We start from the raw sequence: 16,211 nt of genomic DNA on the forward strand, positions 1-16,211 counted from the left end.
CGGTAAAGCCTCGCGAGACACGCCGTAGACCCATCCACGGGGGCTCTTCTGCGAGGTGGCCCGGCCGCTCCATGTATTCGCGGCGCCTTCGGCCCCTCTCGCAGAAGGTCTCGCGAGGCTTTACCGGCAGCGGCCCCTTCTCATCGACATTTCAGAAATTAACCGCAAGCAACGCAGTTCCTTGACGCTGCGCATCCCCACCAAAATCCGCTAGAATTCCCGCCTGAACGTTCCCATCAGGTAGACCCCCATGGCATCACTCCAGGATCAACTGCTCAAGGCAGGTCTGGTAGACGGCAAGAAAGCCAAGCAAATCAGCAAAGAAAAGCGCAAACAGAACAAAGTGGCCAAGAAATCTGGCGAGGTTCAGGTGGACGAGGCCAAACTGGCAGCGGAACAGGCCCGTGCAGCCAAAGTGGCCAAAGACCGGGAACTGAATGCCCAGCGTGAGGCGGCCGCCCAGGAAAAGGCCATTCAGGCTCAAGTCAAACAGCTGATCGAGCGCAACAAGCAGTCCCGGGGCGGCAATGGCAAAGACGATATTGCCTACCACTTCACCTTCGACAAGAAGGTCAAAAAAATCTATGTCTCCGCCGCAGTACAGGACCACCTGATCGCAGGCCGGCTACTGATCGTCGGTGAGGGCGAACAGTTCGAGCTGGTGCCCAAGGTCGTGGCCGAAAAAATTGCCGAGCGCAATCCCGCCATGGTGGTGCAGCCACCAGAAAACAGCAGCGCAACGCCGGATGAAGACGATCCCTATGCGGGCTACGAAATCCCCGATGATCTGATGTGGTAAGCGGACGCGCAGTGAGATGACAGACAGCGATCCGGTTATCGCCCAGGTCGAGCAGTGGCTGAATGAGGTCGTGGTGGGGCTGAACCTGTGCCCCTTTGCCCGCAAGCCGCTGCGCGCCGGGCAGATCCGTTACGTGGTGAGCGACGCCGCCGGGGAAAAGTGCACGGAAATTTTGCTGGAGGAGTTACTGCAGGAATTTCAGGTACTGGACCGCTGCACGGAAGAAGAGGTGGAAACCACCCTGCTGATCCTGCCCACCCAGCTGCAGGACTTTCACGATTACAACTTTTTCCTCGAGGATGCTGAGTGGCTGCTGAAGCGACAGGGCTACGAGGGTGTGTATCAGATCGCCAGCTTCCACCCCCACTACCAGTTTGCAGATACGCAACCGGACGATGCGGAAAACCTCACCAATCGCGCCCCCTACCCTATTTTGCATATTCTGCGCGAAGCGAGCCTGGAGCGCAGGCTAAAAAATTATCCGGACCCGGAATCCATTCCCCACAACAATATCCTGCGGGTGGAGTCGCTCACGGATAAGGAGAAAGAGCGGCTGTTTCCCTACCTGTTTTCCCCATAGCGAGCAGCCCGTTACTGTGGGCAACCATCGAAGTGGTCACGCAGCGTGGTAAATGCCTGGTACTGGGTGAAAAAAATCTTGCCCGACAACGCGTCTAGAAAGCCGCTCTTCGACAGGGCATCCATCACCGGCCCCTTGACCTCGGACAGGTGAAAGCAAATTCCCGAAGCCTTCAGCTGTGCATTGATGGATTCGAGGGTTTCCAGTGCACTCCAGTCGATTTCATTGATCGCGCTGCACATCAGAATCACATGCCGGACCTCCGGTGTCGCGGCAATATCGCCGTACACCCGCTCCTCCAGAAATGCCGCGTTGGCAAACATCAGGCTTTCGTCCACCCGGATACTCAATATCTGCGGCAGGGTCCGCACCGGGTGACGCTGGATATTGCGGAAATGTTCTGTGCCTTCCACCAGCCCCACTTCCGCGATATGCGGCCTGGAAGTGCGGTACAGGAACAGTACAACCGATGCCAGCACCCCACAGGACACCCCCACCTCCACGCCGAACAGGAGCGTAACCACGATGGTGACCAGTACTGCGAAAAAATCGCTGGGTGAGTACTGCCAGGTTTTTTTCAGAATGGAGAAGTCCACCAGAGACAGCACCGCAACGATAATGGTCGCCGCCAGAGTCGCCTTGGGCAGATAAAAGAGAAACGGTGTAAGAAACATTGCCGCCAGCGCGATGCCGCAGGCGGTATACACACTCGCCATCTGGGTTTCCGCACCCGCATCAAAGTTGACCACCGAGCGCGAGAAACCGCCAGTAACCGGAAAACCTCCGGAAAATCCCGCAGCCATATTTGCCGCACCCAGCCCGATCAGCTCCTGGTTCATATCAATCTTCTGGCGGCGCTTGGCACCGAGGGTTTTGCCGACGGATACCGATTCCACATAGCCAATAATGGAAATCATCACCGCCGGTAGAAAGAGTTGTTGTACCAGCTCCAGAGATAAAATCGGCCACACAATCTGTGGAAGGCCACGGGGAATTTCTCCGACAAGATCAACCCCCTTTCCCTCCAGGTCGAAACCACTGGCCAGAAGAATGGTGGCCACCACACCAACGACCGGCGCCGCCTTCACCAGCAATACGGCGGTATTTTTCGACACTGACAGCTGCTGCAGAAATCGCACCGCAGCACCGCGCGACCAGATCAGGAAACCTACAACCGACGCGCCCAAAACGAGCGAGTACACATTGACGCTTCCCAGACCCGAATACATCGACATCATCAGCTCGGGCAAGTTGTCACCCTGCGCAGGGACACCCAGCAGATGTTTTACTTGACTGAGGGCGATCAGAAGTCCCGATGCGGTAATAAACCCGGAGATCACCGGGTGGGACAGGAAATTGGCGAGGAACCCGAGGCGCAATACGCCAAGAAAAAACAGAAACAAACCGGACAATAATGCCAAGACCATCGCCGCCAGCAGATAGTCAGAAGTGTTCTGTGCCGCTACCTGACCGAGGGCCGACGCACTCATCAGCGAAGCGACGGCAACGGGCCCTACCGACAGGGTGCGACTGCTACCAAACAGCGCATAGGCAACCAGTGGCGCGATACTCGCGTAGAGCCCCACTTCCGCCGGTAAACCCGCCAGCAGCGCATAGGCAAGGGATTGCGGAATCAACATGACGGTGACGATCAATGCAGCCGAGAGATCCCTTTGCAACGCCCCCCGTGAATACTCGGGCAACCACTGCGCAGCAGGTATAAACTGGCTCAGGAACCGCCCCACGCCACGACCGAATACCCCTTTCACCCGATGGAATCCTCAGACAAAGTGCTGACCCGGATCAGTAGGTCACCAGCACACCAGTGATATCAAACCCGGCGTTAGTGGCAGCCTGATGTAGTGCCTTCCTGTCGGCACCATTCAGGCAGCGCGCCGCTGCCCACAGGTTGCAGGAGCGATTACCTGTGCGGCAGAAGGCGTGTACCTTCTTGCCACTGCTCAACAGCCTGGCGAATTCTTCGCTGTGGGCTGGCTGCATCTGTCCGCGGGAGAACGGGATGGCTACAAATGCCATGCCCGCAGCAGTTACGGCGTTTTCCAGTTCGTTAAAACTGACGCTATCTTCGGCCTCGTGTTCCGGACGGTTGCACACAATCACTTCCACGCCCTGCTCGCTCAGCTCGGCAAAAGCCTCGAGCGCAGGCTCCGCGGAAATACTGACCTGAGAATCCAGTGTTTTGCGTTCCATAGTTGTTTCCTCCACTCACTCGAAAGGCGCTCGCAAGGCGCTCGCAAGGCGACAGTAATAGGTCACTGCACCTTTCAATGGCTTGCTGGTTAAAGTTTGTTGACCGGCACTTTCAGATACACGGTGCCATTGTCTTCCGCCGGCGGCATCTGGCCCGCGCGAATATTGACCTGGATGGACGGCAAAATCAGTCGCGGCATCCCCAGAGTGGCGTCGCGCTCACGCCGCATCTTCACAAATTCATCCTCACGCACACCGTCGTGCAGATGAATATTTTTGCGCTTCTGGGTACCTACCGTGGTCTCGCATTCGTGCTCACGGGAACCGTTGGGTGGGTAGTCGTGGCACATGAACATGCGGGTCTCTTCCGGTAAAGACAGCAGCTTCCGCACAGACCGATACAGGCCGCGGGCATCACCGCCAGGGAAGTCACAGCGCGCACTGCCCACATCCGGCAGGAACAGGGTGTCGCCCACAAACAGCGCGTCGCCTATCAGCCAGGCCATATCCGCCGGCGTGTGACCGGGCACGTAAATAACCCGTCCATTCAGGTCGCCAATATTAAAGGTGTCGCCATCATGGAACAGGTAGTCGAACTGGGAGCCGTCGACCAGAAACTCTTTTTCCAGGTTGAAAATATCGCGAAAGATACCCTGCACCTGGCGAATATGATCGCCGATGGCGATCTTGCCCCCCAGCTGCTCGCGAATGAACGGCGCCGCAGACAGGTGGTCGGCGTGGGCATGGGTCTCCAGTATCCACTCCACGGTCAGGTCCTTGTCGCGCACGAACTCAACCATTCTCTGGGCGCCGTCGGTGCTGGTACGCCCGGACGCCTGCTCAAAACCCAAAACGGCATCGATAACTGCGGCACTGCCACCCGCCCGGTCATAGACCACATAGCTCCATGTCTCGGTGTCTTCATCGAGAAACGGTTGCACGAGCGGACGGGGATCTGCGGTAACCATGTAGGCGCCTCATAGATGATTTAGGAATATATCAATAACCAGAGGAAATATATATTCCAACAATATACTTTTCAATATATTATTTTTTCCGTAACAGTTTGCCGTGGCTGCCCGGCAGCACATACGGCGTGCCCTTAGCCTCACTCCAGCCTGATTCACCAAGTGGAACACCAGAATGCCGGACCCAAATGACCTACAGCTCGACAGAATGCGTGCCGCCGCGGGAGAAGCCTCGCAACTCCTGCGCTCGCTGGGCAATCAGGATCGTCTGCTCCTGCTCTGCCAGCTGTGTGAAGAGGAACTGAGTGTTGGAGAGCTGGAGGAGCGACTGGATATACGCCAACCGAGCCTATCCCAGCAGCTGGGCGTATTGCGTCGGGAGGGCCTGGTCGCCACACGCAAGCAAGGCAAGCGGGTGTACTACCGGGTGGCTGACCCGAAGGTACTGGCCCTGTTACAAACGTTGTATCAACTGTACTGCGCGGAGTAACTCGCCACCATGAACATCGACTGGAATGCATTTACCCCCATATCCGCTCTCGCCGGCGGGGTGCTGATCGGGCTGGCCAGCGCCTGGTTGATCCTCGCAAACGGCCGTATCGCAGGAATTTCCGGGATTCTCGGCGGACTGATAAACCGCGAGCGCGGGCCTGAAGAACGAAGCAATCACGGCTGGCAGCTCGCCTTTATCCTCGGCCTTCTCGCGGGCCCCGGGGTCTGGGCACTGTTTTATGCATTGCCCCCTATTGAAATCAATGCCAGCTACCCGGTGCTGGTTGCGGCCGGCCTGCTGGTGGGGCTCGGTACCCGCTATGCAGCCGGATGTACCAGCGGCCACGGTGTTTGCGGATTGTCGCGAATGTCGCCCAGGTCGCTGGCTGCCACCTTGACATTTATGTGCGGCGGCTTCGCCACCGTTTTTATCGCGCGCCACCTGCTGGGAGCCTGACGCCATGAATAAAGTAACGGTTTCTGCATTTGTTTCCGGGCTGATCTTCAGTGTCGGCTTGCTACTTTCCGGTATGGCCAACCCGGAAAAGGTGCTCGGGTTTCTCGACCTGTTCGGTGCCTGGGACCCTTCTCTGGCGCTGGTAATGGGGGGCGCCATTGCGGTCGGCCTGCCCGCGTTTACGCTGGCCAGAAAGCGCGAGCGCGCACTGCTCGGAGGGGAAATACACCTGCCCACCAAACGCTCCCTCAACAGGCGCCTGGTTCTCGGCAGCCTGGCTTTCGGAGTTGGCTGGGGACTTGCCGGTTTCTGCCCGGGGCCAGGCATTGTCGCTACCGGCGCGCTGCAGCCGGGTGCGGCGATATTTGTGCTCGCCATGCTGGCCGGGATGTTCGTCTTTCGCATTCTGGAGCAGCGCACCCACTGAGCGTAGATGGCACTGGCCTCTTCCAGATAGCAGGGGCTATGCTGATGGAATTCATGCGCCCTTCGGAGCAAGACTGCAAAACAGATGCGGGCAAACCGACTGATACCCTTCTGGCTGCGAAATTACCGCCGCCAGTGGCTCCTTTCTGACCTTACCGCGGCACTGGTGTCCGGCATGTTGCTGGTACCTCAGGGGCTCGCCTATGCGCTGCTGGCGGGGTTGCCACCACACGTGGGGCTCTATGCCAGCCTGGTCCCACTGATCGCTTACGCCGTTTTCGGCAGCAGCAGCGCCATGTCGGTCGGCCCCGCGGCTGTTCTGTCTCTGATGACGGTTTCCGCACTCACTCCTATTGCCGCCATCGGCAGCCCCGAGTATATCGGCGCCGCCATCGTGCTCACCCTGCTCAGTGGTGTGTTTCTGTTTGCCATGGGGCTGTTCAAGCTGGGCGCGCTGTCCAACCTGCTGAGCCACCCGGTGATCAACGGTTTCGTGTCCGGAGCCGCAGCACTGATTATCGTGGGCCAGCTTCCCGCACTACTGGGGGTCAAGGCGGAAGGCGAAACCGCATCGGTCAAGTTACTGCACGTGGTGGAGCATTTGCCGGATGCCCACCTGCCCACCATGGTGTTTGGTGTTGCCACCGCCGCGATCCTCATCGCCAGCCGCATCTGGTTACCCATGCTGCTGTACCGGCTCGGCGCACCAAAGCAACTGGCGCGACTGGGCGCGCGACTGATGCCGATGTTGCTGGTGCTCTGCGCCATCGGCCTGGTGCACTGGCTGAAACTCGGTGAAGAACTGGAGATCGTCGGCGACATCCCCGCGGGGCTGCCGCAGATAGTTGTCCCCGACTGGAACGGGCGCCTGGTCTTTCAGCTGCTTCTGCCGGCTCTGATCATTGCCCTGCTCACCTTCGTGGAAAGCCTCTCCATCGCCCAGGCACTGGCCGCGCGGCGGGGGGAGCGTCTCAATGCGGATGGGGAATTACTCGGCCTGGGCGCAGCCAATATCACCAGTGGGCTGTCTGGTGGCCTGCCGGTAGCAGGCAGTTTTTCGCGCACCGCGGTCAATGCCGAGGCCGGTGCCGTCTCACCGCTGGCAGGTGTACTGGCTGCACTGGTCATGATCCCGGTGCTGCTGTACCTGACCGGACTGTTCAGTGAACTGCCGCTCACGGTGCTTGCGGCAATCATTATCGTGGCGGCGGCCAGCCTGTTCGACTTTCGCGGCTTTATCCATAACTGGCGTTACGACCGCACCGATGGCATCGCCATGCTGTGTACCTTTATCGGGGTACTGTTATTCGGGGTGGAAGTGGGCATCGCCCTGGGTATTGGCCTCTCGTTTGCCACCCTGATCTGGCGAAGCAGCCGCCCACATATTGCGGTGGTAGGCCGCGTACCCGGCACCGAACATTTCCGCAATGTGCTGCGCCACGATGTGGAAACCCAGAAAGACATTCTGTTTCTGCGCATCGATGAGAGCCTGTTTTTCAGTAATATCAGTGCCGTGGAAGACCGCCTGTTGAGCGAACTGAAGCGTCACCCGGCAACCCGCGAGCTGGTGCTGATTCTGTCATCGGTCAGCCGTATCGACGGCACAGCACTGGAACGCCTGCACCAGATCAACAAGGATCTGAGAAACCGCAACATCCGCCTGCACCTTTCCGAGGTAAAAGGGCCGGTGCTCGACCGGTTGAGCCGGTCCAAACTGTTGGAAAAATTGACCGGCCGTATTTTCCTCTCCTCGTATATTGCGGAACTGGCGTTGCGACGCGGTGACGAGGGCGAGCCGATACCAGAGGACCCGGCATAAAAACTTGTACCCGCCACCCCTATACTGGCAATATATCCAGTACTCTTTTTTGGCGGTACACGAATTCATGTCAGGCAACCCAGCACAGCTCACGGAAGAGCAACAGGCCATTGCCAACCACCCGGGCGGTCACGCAAAAATAATTGCCGTGGCCGGTTCCGGGAAAACCACGGCACTACTGCACTATATCCAGAACCGGCTAAACGCGGGCGCCGACCCGCGGCGGATTCTGGTGGTGATGTACAACCGCAACGCCCGTGAAGATTTCAGTCGCCGCCTGCAGGCACTCTGTGGACCAAACAGCCCCGCGGTAAACACCTTTCACAGCCTCGGTTACCGCCTGTACCAGCGCATGATGGCCCGGGGCCAGCTGCCCCAGGCAAACCTGTCCCCCCTGCCCCAGTCCCTGGTGCAACTGCAGATATGGAAAGCCATCGAAGCCTGCGCACCACCGGCGGAGCTGGAAGATATTCGCGCGCGTAAACAGTCCGAGACTGAAGCGGCGGAATTTTTTATCGATTTCACCAAAACTACTCTGGACGGCGATCTCAGCGCTTTTGACCGACTCAAGCTCGGCGACGAATACCGGTACTTTCTCAAGGTGTTTCGTCAGTTTGAGGACTGGCGTCGCGAGCAGCAGGCCGTCACCTACGCCGACCTGCTCTACGACCCGGCCATGCAACTCAAGCTCAACCCGGAAATGGCCGAAGCCTACGGCAGTTTTTACCAGGAATTGCTGGTAGACGAATACCAGGACATCAATGAGGTTCAGCACTTCCTGCTGCGGGTACTGTACGGCAAATCCGGCAATGTGATTGCCATTGGCGACCCGGACCAGACCATTTACGAGTGGCGCGGTTCGCGGCCGGAGTTTCTGCTGCGCCTGTTCGACGGGGATTTCCCACCGTCCAACGTGTACCGTCTGAGCCGCACCTTCCGCTACGGGCACACGCTGTCGCTCGCCGCCAACCACTTTATCCAGAACAATCGCGAGCGCGCGGATATTTTCTGTGTCTCTGGCAACCCCGAAGCGGCGACATCAATCCAGCAGGTCAGCACGGCCAATGAGGGGAAATGGCTGGTGGAACACATCCGCCGCTGCCACAGGGAAGGCATCGACCTAGGCAATATCGCCGTACTGGTCAGGCTCTGGTCCCTCGCCGCACCACTGGAACTGGCACTGCTGGCCAACAATATTCCCTACCGTTCCGGCAGTCGCAATACGGTTCTCTCGCGCCGGGAATTGCGCCCACTGTTCTGGAGTCTGAATATCGCCGCAGGCCGGTTTCGTGACCTGCCGATCGCGCGCCGCGCAAAGGGCCTGTACGAATGGCTTACGGCTCCCCATGTGCGTATCGCCCGCACAGTGCTGGAACCACTCTGTGAAGGAATTGCCCGGCAGGAAAAGGGCTGGGGTAAAACACTGCTGACACGGATTCCGGAGTCCCTGAGCCAACCCCAGAGCAAGCGATTGCGGCAACGGGCGGAACTGCTGATACAGGTGGAACAGTGGCGCGGCACAGCCGGGGAGCTGGTGCGCCGGCAGCTGGGCGAGCTGGACTTCCTGAGCGGTATTGCCGAAGACGCATTTAGCCGGCAGCAGGCAGAAGAAAAACAGCAGACCATCCTGGCCTTCACCCAGTACCTCGATCAGTTGCGCCTGGCACCGCAGGAAGCCTTGGCCCACCTGCAACAGCTGCAGGCACAACACCAGAACGACAACACCCAGGATGCGTCAGACGATAGCGGGCGTTCCGGCAGCACTGAAAAATCGGAGGAAACACGCGGGCGTATCCAGATCACCACCATGCACCAGGCCAAGGGACTGGAGTGGGATCAGGTCATAATTCCCGGGCTCACCACGCACAATATGCCGTACCAGCCTCAGCGGGATTTCTCCACTCCCGCCTCCACTGAAAGCGAGCGCCGCTTGATGTATGTCGCCATGACCCGCGCGCGCAAGCAGCTGTTTCTGCTCACACCACCGCTGCCAACCGCTGCGGACAAGAAAGCCTCTGACAGTCTCGCGGAAGCGGAGCAAAAGCCGTCGCTGTTTCTGGATGAAATGCACCTGCCACTCAGTAATTTACTGGGAAACTCTCTGAGTGAGCGGCCGGGAAATATCGACACCCAGGTACCGGTCACGCGACTGGCACTGCGCTACCTGGCTGCATGCGATTACAACCCGGATATCAATGCACCGCGCGCGGTATTAAAAAAACCTTCGGTGGGAGACGGGATACAACACCAGAAACTGGGTTATGGGCGAGTCATCAAATGGGAGGATACGCGGGTCGAGATTCTGTTCAGCGATCGTCAGACCCGGCGCTTTGACTGGGACAAGCTGTCGCAGCACTTGTGCTGACCCTTCGGGACATCACTGCGCGACAGCCCGCTTTTCTATTCCGTTTCGGTGGAGTGGGCAAACTGCTGACTGACATTGAAGAACAGCGGATACTCCTCCCCGGACTCCGGATCGCGCACCTGCATTTTGTCGTAGATACCCTGCTTGTCGTACACAATGGACTGATCCAGAACCTGCAGCCCTTTGAGACGCACAAAGCCCCGCAATTCCGATGTACTGATGGTCAGAAAGGCGCTTTCCTGACTTTTACCATCACCACTGTTTTCGATGGAAGTCATCAACCCTTCTACCATGTAGCGGTGCAAGTCCTCGCGCTCAAATTCCCCCGCCTGCCCACTGCACACCACACCAATCATGTGTGCCTCAAGGCTCATATAGTTGTAGGAAAGCACTTTATCGACATTGCGCAGACAGCTATTGAAATCCGCCTGCTCCACCGAGCTGTACGCTTCCGGTAGGCCTTTCAGTTTCATTCCGCCGTAGGGATTGTATTCCGAAGACTCCACATAGGCTTTACGCAAGCGGTCAAAATCGAGAGTAAAACTCAGCTGGCGCGCCTCTTCCAGTAACATCTGGTACTCACTCTGGTTCTGCGCGCGCAGAGTCGGACTGGTCGCCCCTTGCTGGGTACCCTGTCCACTACAGGCAGCCAGAAGTGCAGCCAGAGACGCGGCAGCACAAAATCGCAGCGAGCCGCTGAACCTGGCCCGTGTCATTGAAGGTAGTTCAGGTCGAGGAATTATCATTAGAAGCTTCCGTTGCGGGCTTTACCCGTAATCCAAACAGACTTTTTTGCTGGCTTTCCACCAGTTGGGTCCGCGGTCGCAGAAACTCCTTAAGAGTTTCCCGCTCCCACATCGCATCCTGATAACCCAGTTCCAGCAGTTCGCCGAGATAAGGTTTTTCAAATAACAGATAGCTCGCAGCCGACGCGCCACCCCCAGAGGTGGTTGCGCCGGTGGAGCGAAACAACCACCGCAACGTGGGCGGCAGATAACGCACTTTGCGCCCGGCTATACGATCCAGACTCTGGCTCGGTTCAATCACTGCCGACTCCACTGCCCGCAGAGGCGCGAGCTCCGGCAGGGTTTTTTCATCCACTGAATTCAACAACAAATTGACCCTGTCGAGGTGCTCAAGATCCCCCTCAAGACTGTCAATAAACGCCGCATTGAACAACTGGCCGCCAATTTGTGCAATCGATGGGGAGTGCCTTGGTGCCTTGCGATGCTTACCCCAGTGTACCGGCGACCGGTTGTCCGACACGCCCACCACAAACACCCGGCTGGCGCCCAAATGCAGTGCCGGGCTGATCGGCGCCAGTTGACGCACCGCGCCATCCCCAAAATAGGCATCGCCTATTTTTACCGATGGAAACAATGTCGGTATGGCCGCAGAAGCCATCAGATGATCAACGGTGAGCTGAGTGCGCTCTCCACAACGGCGGAACCGACGCCACTCCTGCAATTCCTCACTGCCCTGAAAAAAGCTGACCGACTCCCCCTCGCTATAGGACATGGCATTAACGCTGACCGCACGCAGACGGCCCTCATCGATATTGCGCTGAATATTGCCAAACGGCACCACTTCGGTGACCAGCTCGCGCAGCGGGCGGTTGTCCAATAGTGCCAGGGGCTTGTGTCGCGCAACCCCATGATTGAACAGGGAGCGGGTGATGGTGAGCATATTGCCGAGAAGACTGGTCCAGTTACTGCGGTAGATACGATCCACCGTCAGCCCCATCCAGAGATCACACAGGCGCGCAACCGCCTCCTTGAAGGTACCTGGGTGGGTGGCAAGCACCAGCGCATTCACCGCGCCCGCCGAGGTCCCACAAATGATCTTGAACGGGTGCGGTTCGCTGTCCGGAGTCAGCTCCGCCAACGCCTTCAGTACACCAACCTGATAGGCTGCACGGGCGCCACCACCGGAGAGAACCAGGGCGCCAGAATCATGGGTAATGGGGGGTACCGGATTATTGACCGACAAAGTTTGCTACCAGATCAACAGAAAATAGGAACTTTACTTCGTGATTGACCACTTAATCGCCAATCTATCCCAACTTAAATTTATTGCGGCTATTCAGCATAGCAGCTGAGGATAACAGGGCCGACGGCCAGCGGCCCCTAGAGGAAGACCGCAAAGTGGAAATGTGCGTGCAGATTCACACAACTGACTGAAAATACATCACCGGGTCATATCGACAACATAGCGACCGATTCCGTGGCCGCGGTGAAGCCGGGCCAGGAATTCCGGCGCCTGCTCCAGAGAGATATCTTCCGCAATTCGCTCCAGCTGCTCACCGATATACCAGGGGCCCGCCAGTTTCTGCCAGACCTCTGCCTTTTTCGGTAACGGTAATTCAACGCTATCCACACCCAGCAAAGAGATACCGCGCAGGATAAACGGGAAAACATTGGCCTGAAACTGGGCACCGGAAGCCATGCCGCAGGCCGCAACGCCGCCGCTGTACTTGAGGCACTTGATCACATTAAACAGGGTCTCACCGCCAACGGTATCCACCGCCCAAGCCCACAGCGGCTTGGCAATGGCCTTATTGGCAAAGGGTGCCAGAGTTTCGCGGTCCAGCACCTTCCAGGCTCCGAGGGAAGTGAGAAATTCGGCGGACTCCAGCTTGCCGGTAACCGCCGCCACACGGAACCCCAGCTTGGCCAGAAGTGCAACGGCGATGGAACCCACGCCGCCAGTGGCGCCAGTAACCAGCACCTCGCCATCGTCCGGCTTGGCACCCGCCTCCAGCAGCTTTTCGACGCAAAGCCCGGCGGTGAGGCCGGCTGTCCCCAGAATCATCGACTCCCGCAGGGATAGCCCCTCCGGCAAGGCTGCGACCCATTGGGCTGGCACCGAAATGCGCTCGGCAAATCCTCCGGGGGTGTTCATTCCCAGGTCATAGCCGGTTACCAGCACCCGGGTTCCCGGTGGCAATGTGCCGCTATCATCACGGATCACGGTTCCCGCAGCATCGATACCCGGTGTATGAGGGTATTCGCGGGTGATCGCGCGATTGCCAAACGCCGAAAGCGCATCCTTGTAGTTCAACGAAGAATGGGATACCGCAATACGAACCGGGTGTGCCGGCAGGTCGCTCATGGGCCGCTGTACGATACTCTGGTCGTACTTTCCCGCAGCCACTTCCTCTACCAGCATGGCCCGGTAACTCTGATACGGATTGTTTTGTTGTTCAGCAGCCATTCCCGCTACTTCCTTTCCAACCTATATTTTCCAGGCCCAGTGGAAATTACTGGGCCTGATGACGCCAGGCTTCGAGCCGGGTAAACAGGCGAGAAAAAGCACTTTCGATACCCTGCTGCGCGGCGAGGCCCATCTTGCGCGCAATATTCTGACGCTCTTTATATTCCACCTGATACAGGTCGGCATTCGCCGCCCGCGAAGTGAGATATTCGTCAGAGGTTTTCAACTCATCAACCAGCGCCAGATCCAGGGCTCGCTGGCCAAACCAGACTTCGCCGGTCGCCACCTTGGCAATATCCAGTTGCGGCCGGTATTCCTGCACAAAGTGCTGGAACAGGGTGTGAATTTCCTCGAGATCACTCTGGAATTTTTCTTTGCCTTCCGGCGTGTTCTCTCCAAACATGGTTACCGTGCGCTTATATTCGCCCGCGGTAAACAATTCAAAGTCCACGTCATTGCGCTGCAGCAGGCGATGGAAATTGGGCAACTGTGCAACCACACCAATAGACCCCAACATTGCAAACGGAGCAGCAAGAATTCGATCGGCCACGCACGCCATCATGTATCCGCCACTGGCGGCCACCTTGTCGACCACGATCGTCAGCTTGACCCCAGCGCTGCGCACCCGCGCCAGTTGACTGGCTGCCAAACCGTAATTGGCCACCATGCCCCCTGGGCTTTCCAGGCACACGACTACCTCATCGTCTTTGCCGGCAATCTGCAGTATCGCGGTAATTTCCTCGCGCAGATTGGACAGTGCACTGGCTTTGATATCGCCATCGAAATGCACCACAAACAAGCGTTTTCGGGTATTCGCTCCGGCACCCTGCTGGGGATTTTCACCCGCTGCCTGCACGTCGCCTTCAAGGGGCGCTGCGCCGGCTTCCGCATCGGCCTCTGCCTGTTCCGGCACCGCGACATCCCGGGACTCTTCCCCGGATGTATCGTTACCCTGTGCCTTACGCGCTTTGGCCTGCGCCTTGAGCGCGGCCTTTCTCTGCCTGGCCTGTGCCTTGGCTTCGGCTTTTTTATCTTTTTCCTGCTGCTTTTTACGCTCTGCGTAATCCGCGTCGTCCATCACCGCTTCCAGCAGTGATTCCTTCATATCGTCGTAACGGTCGTTCAGGTGGGTCACGGCGATGTGGCCGGGCTGGCGATCTTTCAGTTGCGCGCGATTGGCCACGATAAAACCGATGACCAACAATAGTGCCACAACGATGGTCACTACCTTGGCCAGAAACAATCCGTACTCGCTGAGAAATTCCACTCAATCCTCTCTTTTTACTTTCCGCAGCATCATTGACTGCGGACAACTTAAAACCATTTCACCGGAAAATCACTGCCACTCGTTCAGTGCAGACTCTGCCTGTTGATTCAGCGGGCGGGCCAGTAGCCCCGAGTGGCTGATGCGGACTTCGTACACGGCACCGTCCTGCATGGGTAAAAAGGTCGCGCTTCCGTACACCGCGTCCACCATCGGAACGCGATTGTTCATTTCACGCAGGAAATTCCACAGATCCACGCCGTGACTGCTCTGCTCCAGTGGATATACCGAACGCGCTTTATTGCGCTCATCCTGCAATGTCAGATAGCGACCACTCAGGCGATCGAGACGATAGGCCGGTTCGATACCCCAGCGCGCGAGTGCGCCTTTCCACTTGAGCATCCGCGCATCCAGTTGCCACTGGTCCCCGTACAGCTCAAATTCTTGCGAGATGCCGTCTTCATCAGCAAATTTGACCATGTAATGCTGGCTGCCCAAGCGTTCGAAAGAGACTGTGCCGACACTGTGCTCATCACCAAGATTACGATAGCTATAGACATCCAGCGCCACCAGTACTATCAGCAGCGCGCCCACCAGCAGTAACAAGCCCACAGAGCCGCGTAAAAAGCCCATCAGCCAATTACCACGCAGCAGTACCTTTCCACCCCAGAACACCAGTAGAAGTGCCACGAAGGCGATTGCAAAGGTTATAGCGATATACATTGTTAATGCCTCATCTCCGCGCGATGCAGTTATGGAATCGTTTCAGCACCGCTCGACAAACGTTCTGATCAATTGACCCGACAGCGTTTCCGCCGGCGGAATCGCCTGGGGGATTTGCGATTTATGGAACCAGCGCGCCTCCATGATTTCCTCCTGGTCGGGCCTCAGTGTTCCGCCACTCACTTCGGCGAGATAGCCAATCATCAACTGACCGGGAAATGGCCAGGACTGAGTGCCGATATATTGTAAATGTTGGGGGCCCTGCCCGACCTCGAGCCCCACTTCCTCCAGCGCCTCTCTGGCGAGCGCCTGCTCTGCATTTTCCCCGGGCTCGATAAACCCTGCCAGTGCGGTATATAACGCGTGACGGTGGTGCGCGTGACGCGCAAGCAGGCACTCCTCGCCCCGTACCAGCAACATGATGACACAGGGGGAAATACGCGGATATACGGAAAAATTACAGGAGGTACAGACCCGCGCCCGATCCTTGGCATGATAAACGGTCGATAAGCCACAGCGGCCGCAGAAGCGGTGATCGAGGTCCCAATTGACCACTTGCACGGCACGCCCGATCAGGAAAAACAGGGCCTCACTGACGGTCCCAAGAAATGTGCGTAATCCGCGCCACTCACAGCCGGGCAGCTCTACGCGGAAGGGCAGATGATGAACGGCGCAGGGCTTTCCGCCCCAGTCCCCCAGATAATGCGTGCTGGACTGGGCCCCGTCACGGGCTGCCTCACGCACCGGTGCGCTCAGATGAAGCGGGCCCCGCTCGCCGCAGAGCACCTCTCCGTGGGAAACCACAATGTGCCAGTGAAACTCCGGGTGGGGTAATACGTTCGCCGCGGGATTGAAATCAGACATTCATAGGGTTCTGCACTTGGACCATAAAAC

General features: G+C 57.9%; 16 protein-coding genes. 7 read left to right on the plus strand and 9 right to left on the minus strand.

Annotated elements, in window-relative coordinates; all coding sequences use genetic code 11:
- Positions 1 to 250 precede the first annotated feature (250 nt).
- The gene (locus AU11_RS04265) at positions 251 to 799 is read left to right on the plus strand and encodes a DUF2058 domain-containing protein (RefSeq protein WP_043316703.1); all 549 of its coding nucleotides are present in this window, start codon (positions 251 to 253) and stop codon (positions 797 to 799) included.
- 16 nt (positions 800 to 815) lie between these two features.
- Positions 816 to 1,379: a DUF1415 domain-containing protein gene (locus AU11_RS04270; RefSeq protein WP_043316706.1), complete on the plus strand. Its 564-nt coding sequence runs from the start codon at positions 816 to 818 to the stop codon at positions 1,377 to 1,379.
- Positions 1,380 to 1,390: 11 nt separating this feature from the next.
- Here AU11_RS04270 and AU11_RS04275 read toward each other — a convergent pair whose 3' ends face one another.
- From AU11_RS04275 to AU11_RS04285, 3 genes are all read right to left on the minus strand, one after another.
- Complete coding sequence (locus tag AU11_RS04275) at positions 1,391 to 3,148, minus strand: SulP family inorganic anion transporter (protein WP_231491525.1); 1,758 nt, start codon at positions 3,146 to 3,148, stop codon at positions 1,391 to 1,393.
- A gap of 34 nt (positions 3,149 to 3,182) precedes the next feature.
- Positions 3,183 to 3,590, minus strand: a complete 408-nt coding sequence (locus tag AU11_RS04280; RefSeq protein WP_043316709.1) for a TIGR01244 family sulfur transferase — start codon at positions 3,588 to 3,590, stop codon at positions 3,183 to 3,185.
- A gap of 89 nt (positions 3,591 to 3,679) precedes the next feature.
- Entirely contained in the window at positions 3,680 to 4,558 is an 879-nt protein-coding gene (locus AU11_RS04285; RefSeq protein ID WP_043316712.1) for an MBL fold metallo-hydrolase, read from the minus strand.
- A 175-nt stretch (positions 4,559 to 4,733) separates the two neighbouring features.
- Between AU11_RS04285 and AU11_RS04290 the strand changes: the two genes are divergently transcribed.
- The 5 genes from AU11_RS04290 to AU11_RS04310 all read left to right on the plus strand — a co-directional run bounded on the left by AU11_RS04290 (position 4,734) and on the right by AU11_RS04310 (position 10,117).
- Positions 4,734 to 5,048 (plus strand): helix-turn-helix transcriptional regulator, encoded by a 315-nt coding sequence (locus tag AU11_RS04290; RefSeq protein WP_043316715.1) that lies wholly within the window; start codon positions 4,734 to 4,736, stop codon positions 5,046 to 5,048.
- A 9-nt stretch (positions 5,049 to 5,057) separates the two neighbouring features.
- The gene (locus AU11_RS04295; protein ID WP_043316718.1) at positions 5,058 to 5,507 is read left to right on the plus strand and encodes a YeeE/YedE family protein; all 450 of its coding nucleotides are present in this window, start codon (positions 5,058 to 5,060) and stop codon (positions 5,505 to 5,507) included.
- 4 nt (positions 5,508 to 5,511) lie between these two features.
- Positions 5,512 to 5,934 carry a YeeE/YedE family protein gene (locus AU11_RS04300; protein WP_043316722.1) on the plus strand — a complete coding sequence of 141 codons (423 nt, stop codon included), beginning with the start codon at positions 5,512 to 5,514 and terminating at the stop codon, positions 5,932 to 5,934.
- Positions 5,935 to 6,018: 84 nt separating this feature from the next.
- Positions 6,019 to 7,752: a SulP family inorganic anion transporter gene (locus AU11_RS04305; RefSeq protein ID WP_043316724.1), complete on the plus strand. Its 1,734-nt coding sequence runs from the start codon at positions 6,019 to 6,021 to the stop codon at positions 7,750 to 7,752.
- Between the two features lie 67 nt (positions 7,753 to 7,819).
- Positions 7,820 to 10,117, plus strand: a complete 2,298-nt coding sequence (locus AU11_RS04310; RefSeq protein WP_043318137.1) for an ATP-dependent helicase — start codon at positions 7,820 to 7,822, stop codon at positions 10,115 to 10,117.
- A gap of 35 nt (positions 10,118 to 10,152) precedes the next feature.
- Here the strand turns inward: AU11_RS04310 and AU11_RS04315 are convergent, their stop codons facing one another.
- From AU11_RS04315 to nudC, 6 genes are all read right to left on the minus strand, one after another.
- On the minus strand, positions 10,153 to 10,833 hold the full coding sequence (locus AU11_RS04315; protein ID WP_043316726.1) for a DUF4919 domain-containing protein: 681 nt from the start codon (positions 10,831 to 10,833) through the stop codon (positions 10,153 to 10,155).
- Between the two features lie 10 nt (positions 10,834 to 10,843).
- Positions 10,844 to 12,106, minus strand: coding sequence for a patatin-like phospholipase family protein (locus tag AU11_RS04320; RefSeq protein ID WP_231491527.1), 1,263 nt, complete (start codon positions 12,104 to 12,106; stop codon positions 10,844 to 10,846).
- Between the two features lie 198 nt (positions 12,107 to 12,304).
- Positions 12,305 to 13,330, minus strand: a complete 1,026-nt coding sequence (locus AU11_RS04325; RefSeq protein WP_051686944.1) for a YhdH/YhfP family quinone oxidoreductase — start codon at positions 13,328 to 13,330, stop codon at positions 12,305 to 12,307.
- A gap of 46 nt (positions 13,331 to 13,376) precedes the next feature.
- Entirely contained in the window at positions 13,377 to 14,597 is a 1,221-nt protein-coding gene (gene sohB / locus AU11_RS04330; protein ID WP_043316729.1) for a protease SohB, read from the minus strand.
- Positions 14,598 to 14,666: 69 nt separating this feature from the next.
- Positions 14,667 to 15,317 carry a hypothetical protein gene (locus AU11_RS04335; protein ID WP_043316731.1) on the minus strand — a complete coding sequence of 217 codons (651 nt, stop codon included), beginning with the start codon at positions 15,315 to 15,317 and terminating at the stop codon, positions 14,667 to 14,669.
- A gap of 42 nt (positions 15,318 to 15,359) precedes the next feature.
- Positions 15,360 to 16,181: an NAD(+) diphosphatase gene (gene nudC / locus AU11_RS04340; protein WP_043316733.1), complete on the minus strand. Its 822-nt coding sequence runs from the start codon at positions 16,179 to 16,181 to the stop codon at positions 15,360 to 15,362.
- Positions 16,182 to 16,211 lie beyond the last annotated feature (30 nt).

This window comes from Microbulbifer sp. HZ11 (assembly GCF_000708675.1).
GTDB lineage: Bacteria > Pseudomonadota > Gammaproteobacteria > Pseudomonadales > Cellvibrionaceae > Microbulbifer.

What these genes read in the sequence shown, in the direction of transcription:
- AU11_RS04265 (WP_043316703.1), top strand. Translation starts at nt 251, where the DNA reads ATGGCATCACTCCAGGATCAACTGCTCAAGGCAGGTCTGGTAGACGGC.
- AU11_RS04270 (WP_043316706.1), top strand. Translation starts at nt 816, where the DNA reads ATGACAGACAGCGATCCGGTTATCGCCCAGGTCGAGCAGTGGCTGAAT.
- AU11_RS04280 (WP_043316709.1), bottom strand. Translation starts at nt 3,590, where the DNA reads ATGGAACGCAAAACACTGGATTCTCAGGTCAGTATTTCCGCGGAGCCT.
- AU11_RS04285 (WP_043316712.1), bottom strand. Translation starts at nt 4,558, where the DNA reads ATGGTTACCGCAGATCCCCGTCCGCTCGTGCAACCGTTTCTCGATGAA.
- AU11_RS04290 (WP_043316715.1), top strand. Translation starts at nt 4,734, where the DNA reads ATGCCGGACCCAAATGACCTACAGCTCGACAGAATGCGTGCCGCCGCG.
- AU11_RS04295 (WP_043316718.1), top strand. Translation starts at nt 5,058, where the DNA reads ATGAACATCGACTGGAATGCATTTACCCCCATATCCGCTCTCGCCGGC.
- AU11_RS04300 (WP_043316722.1), top strand. Translation starts at nt 5,512, where the DNA reads ATGAATAAAGTAACGGTTTCTGCATTTGTTTCCGGGCTGATCTTCAGT.
- AU11_RS04305 (WP_043316724.1), top strand. Translation starts at nt 6,019, where the DNA reads ATGCGGGCAAACCGACTGATACCCTTCTGGCTGCGAAATTACCGCCGC.
- AU11_RS04310 (WP_043318137.1), top strand. Translation starts at nt 7,820, where the DNA reads ATGTCAGGCAACCCAGCACAGCTCACGGAAGAGCAACAGGCCATTGCC.
- AU11_RS04315 (WP_043316726.1), bottom strand. Translation starts at nt 10,833, where the DNA reads ATGACACGGGCCAGGTTCAGCGGCTCGCTGCGATTTTGTGCTGCCGCG.
- AU11_RS04325 (WP_051686944.1), bottom strand. Translation starts at nt 13,330, where the DNA reads ATGGCTGCTGAACAACAAAACAATCCGTATCAGAGTTACCGGGCCATG.
- AU11_RS04335 (WP_043316731.1), bottom strand. Translation starts at nt 15,317, where the DNA reads ATGTATATCGCTATAACCTTTGCAATCGCCTTCGTGGCACTTCTACTG.
- nudC (WP_043316733.1), bottom strand. Translation starts at nt 16,181, where the DNA reads ATGTCTGATTTCAATCCCGCGGCGAACGTATTACCCCACCCGGAGTTT.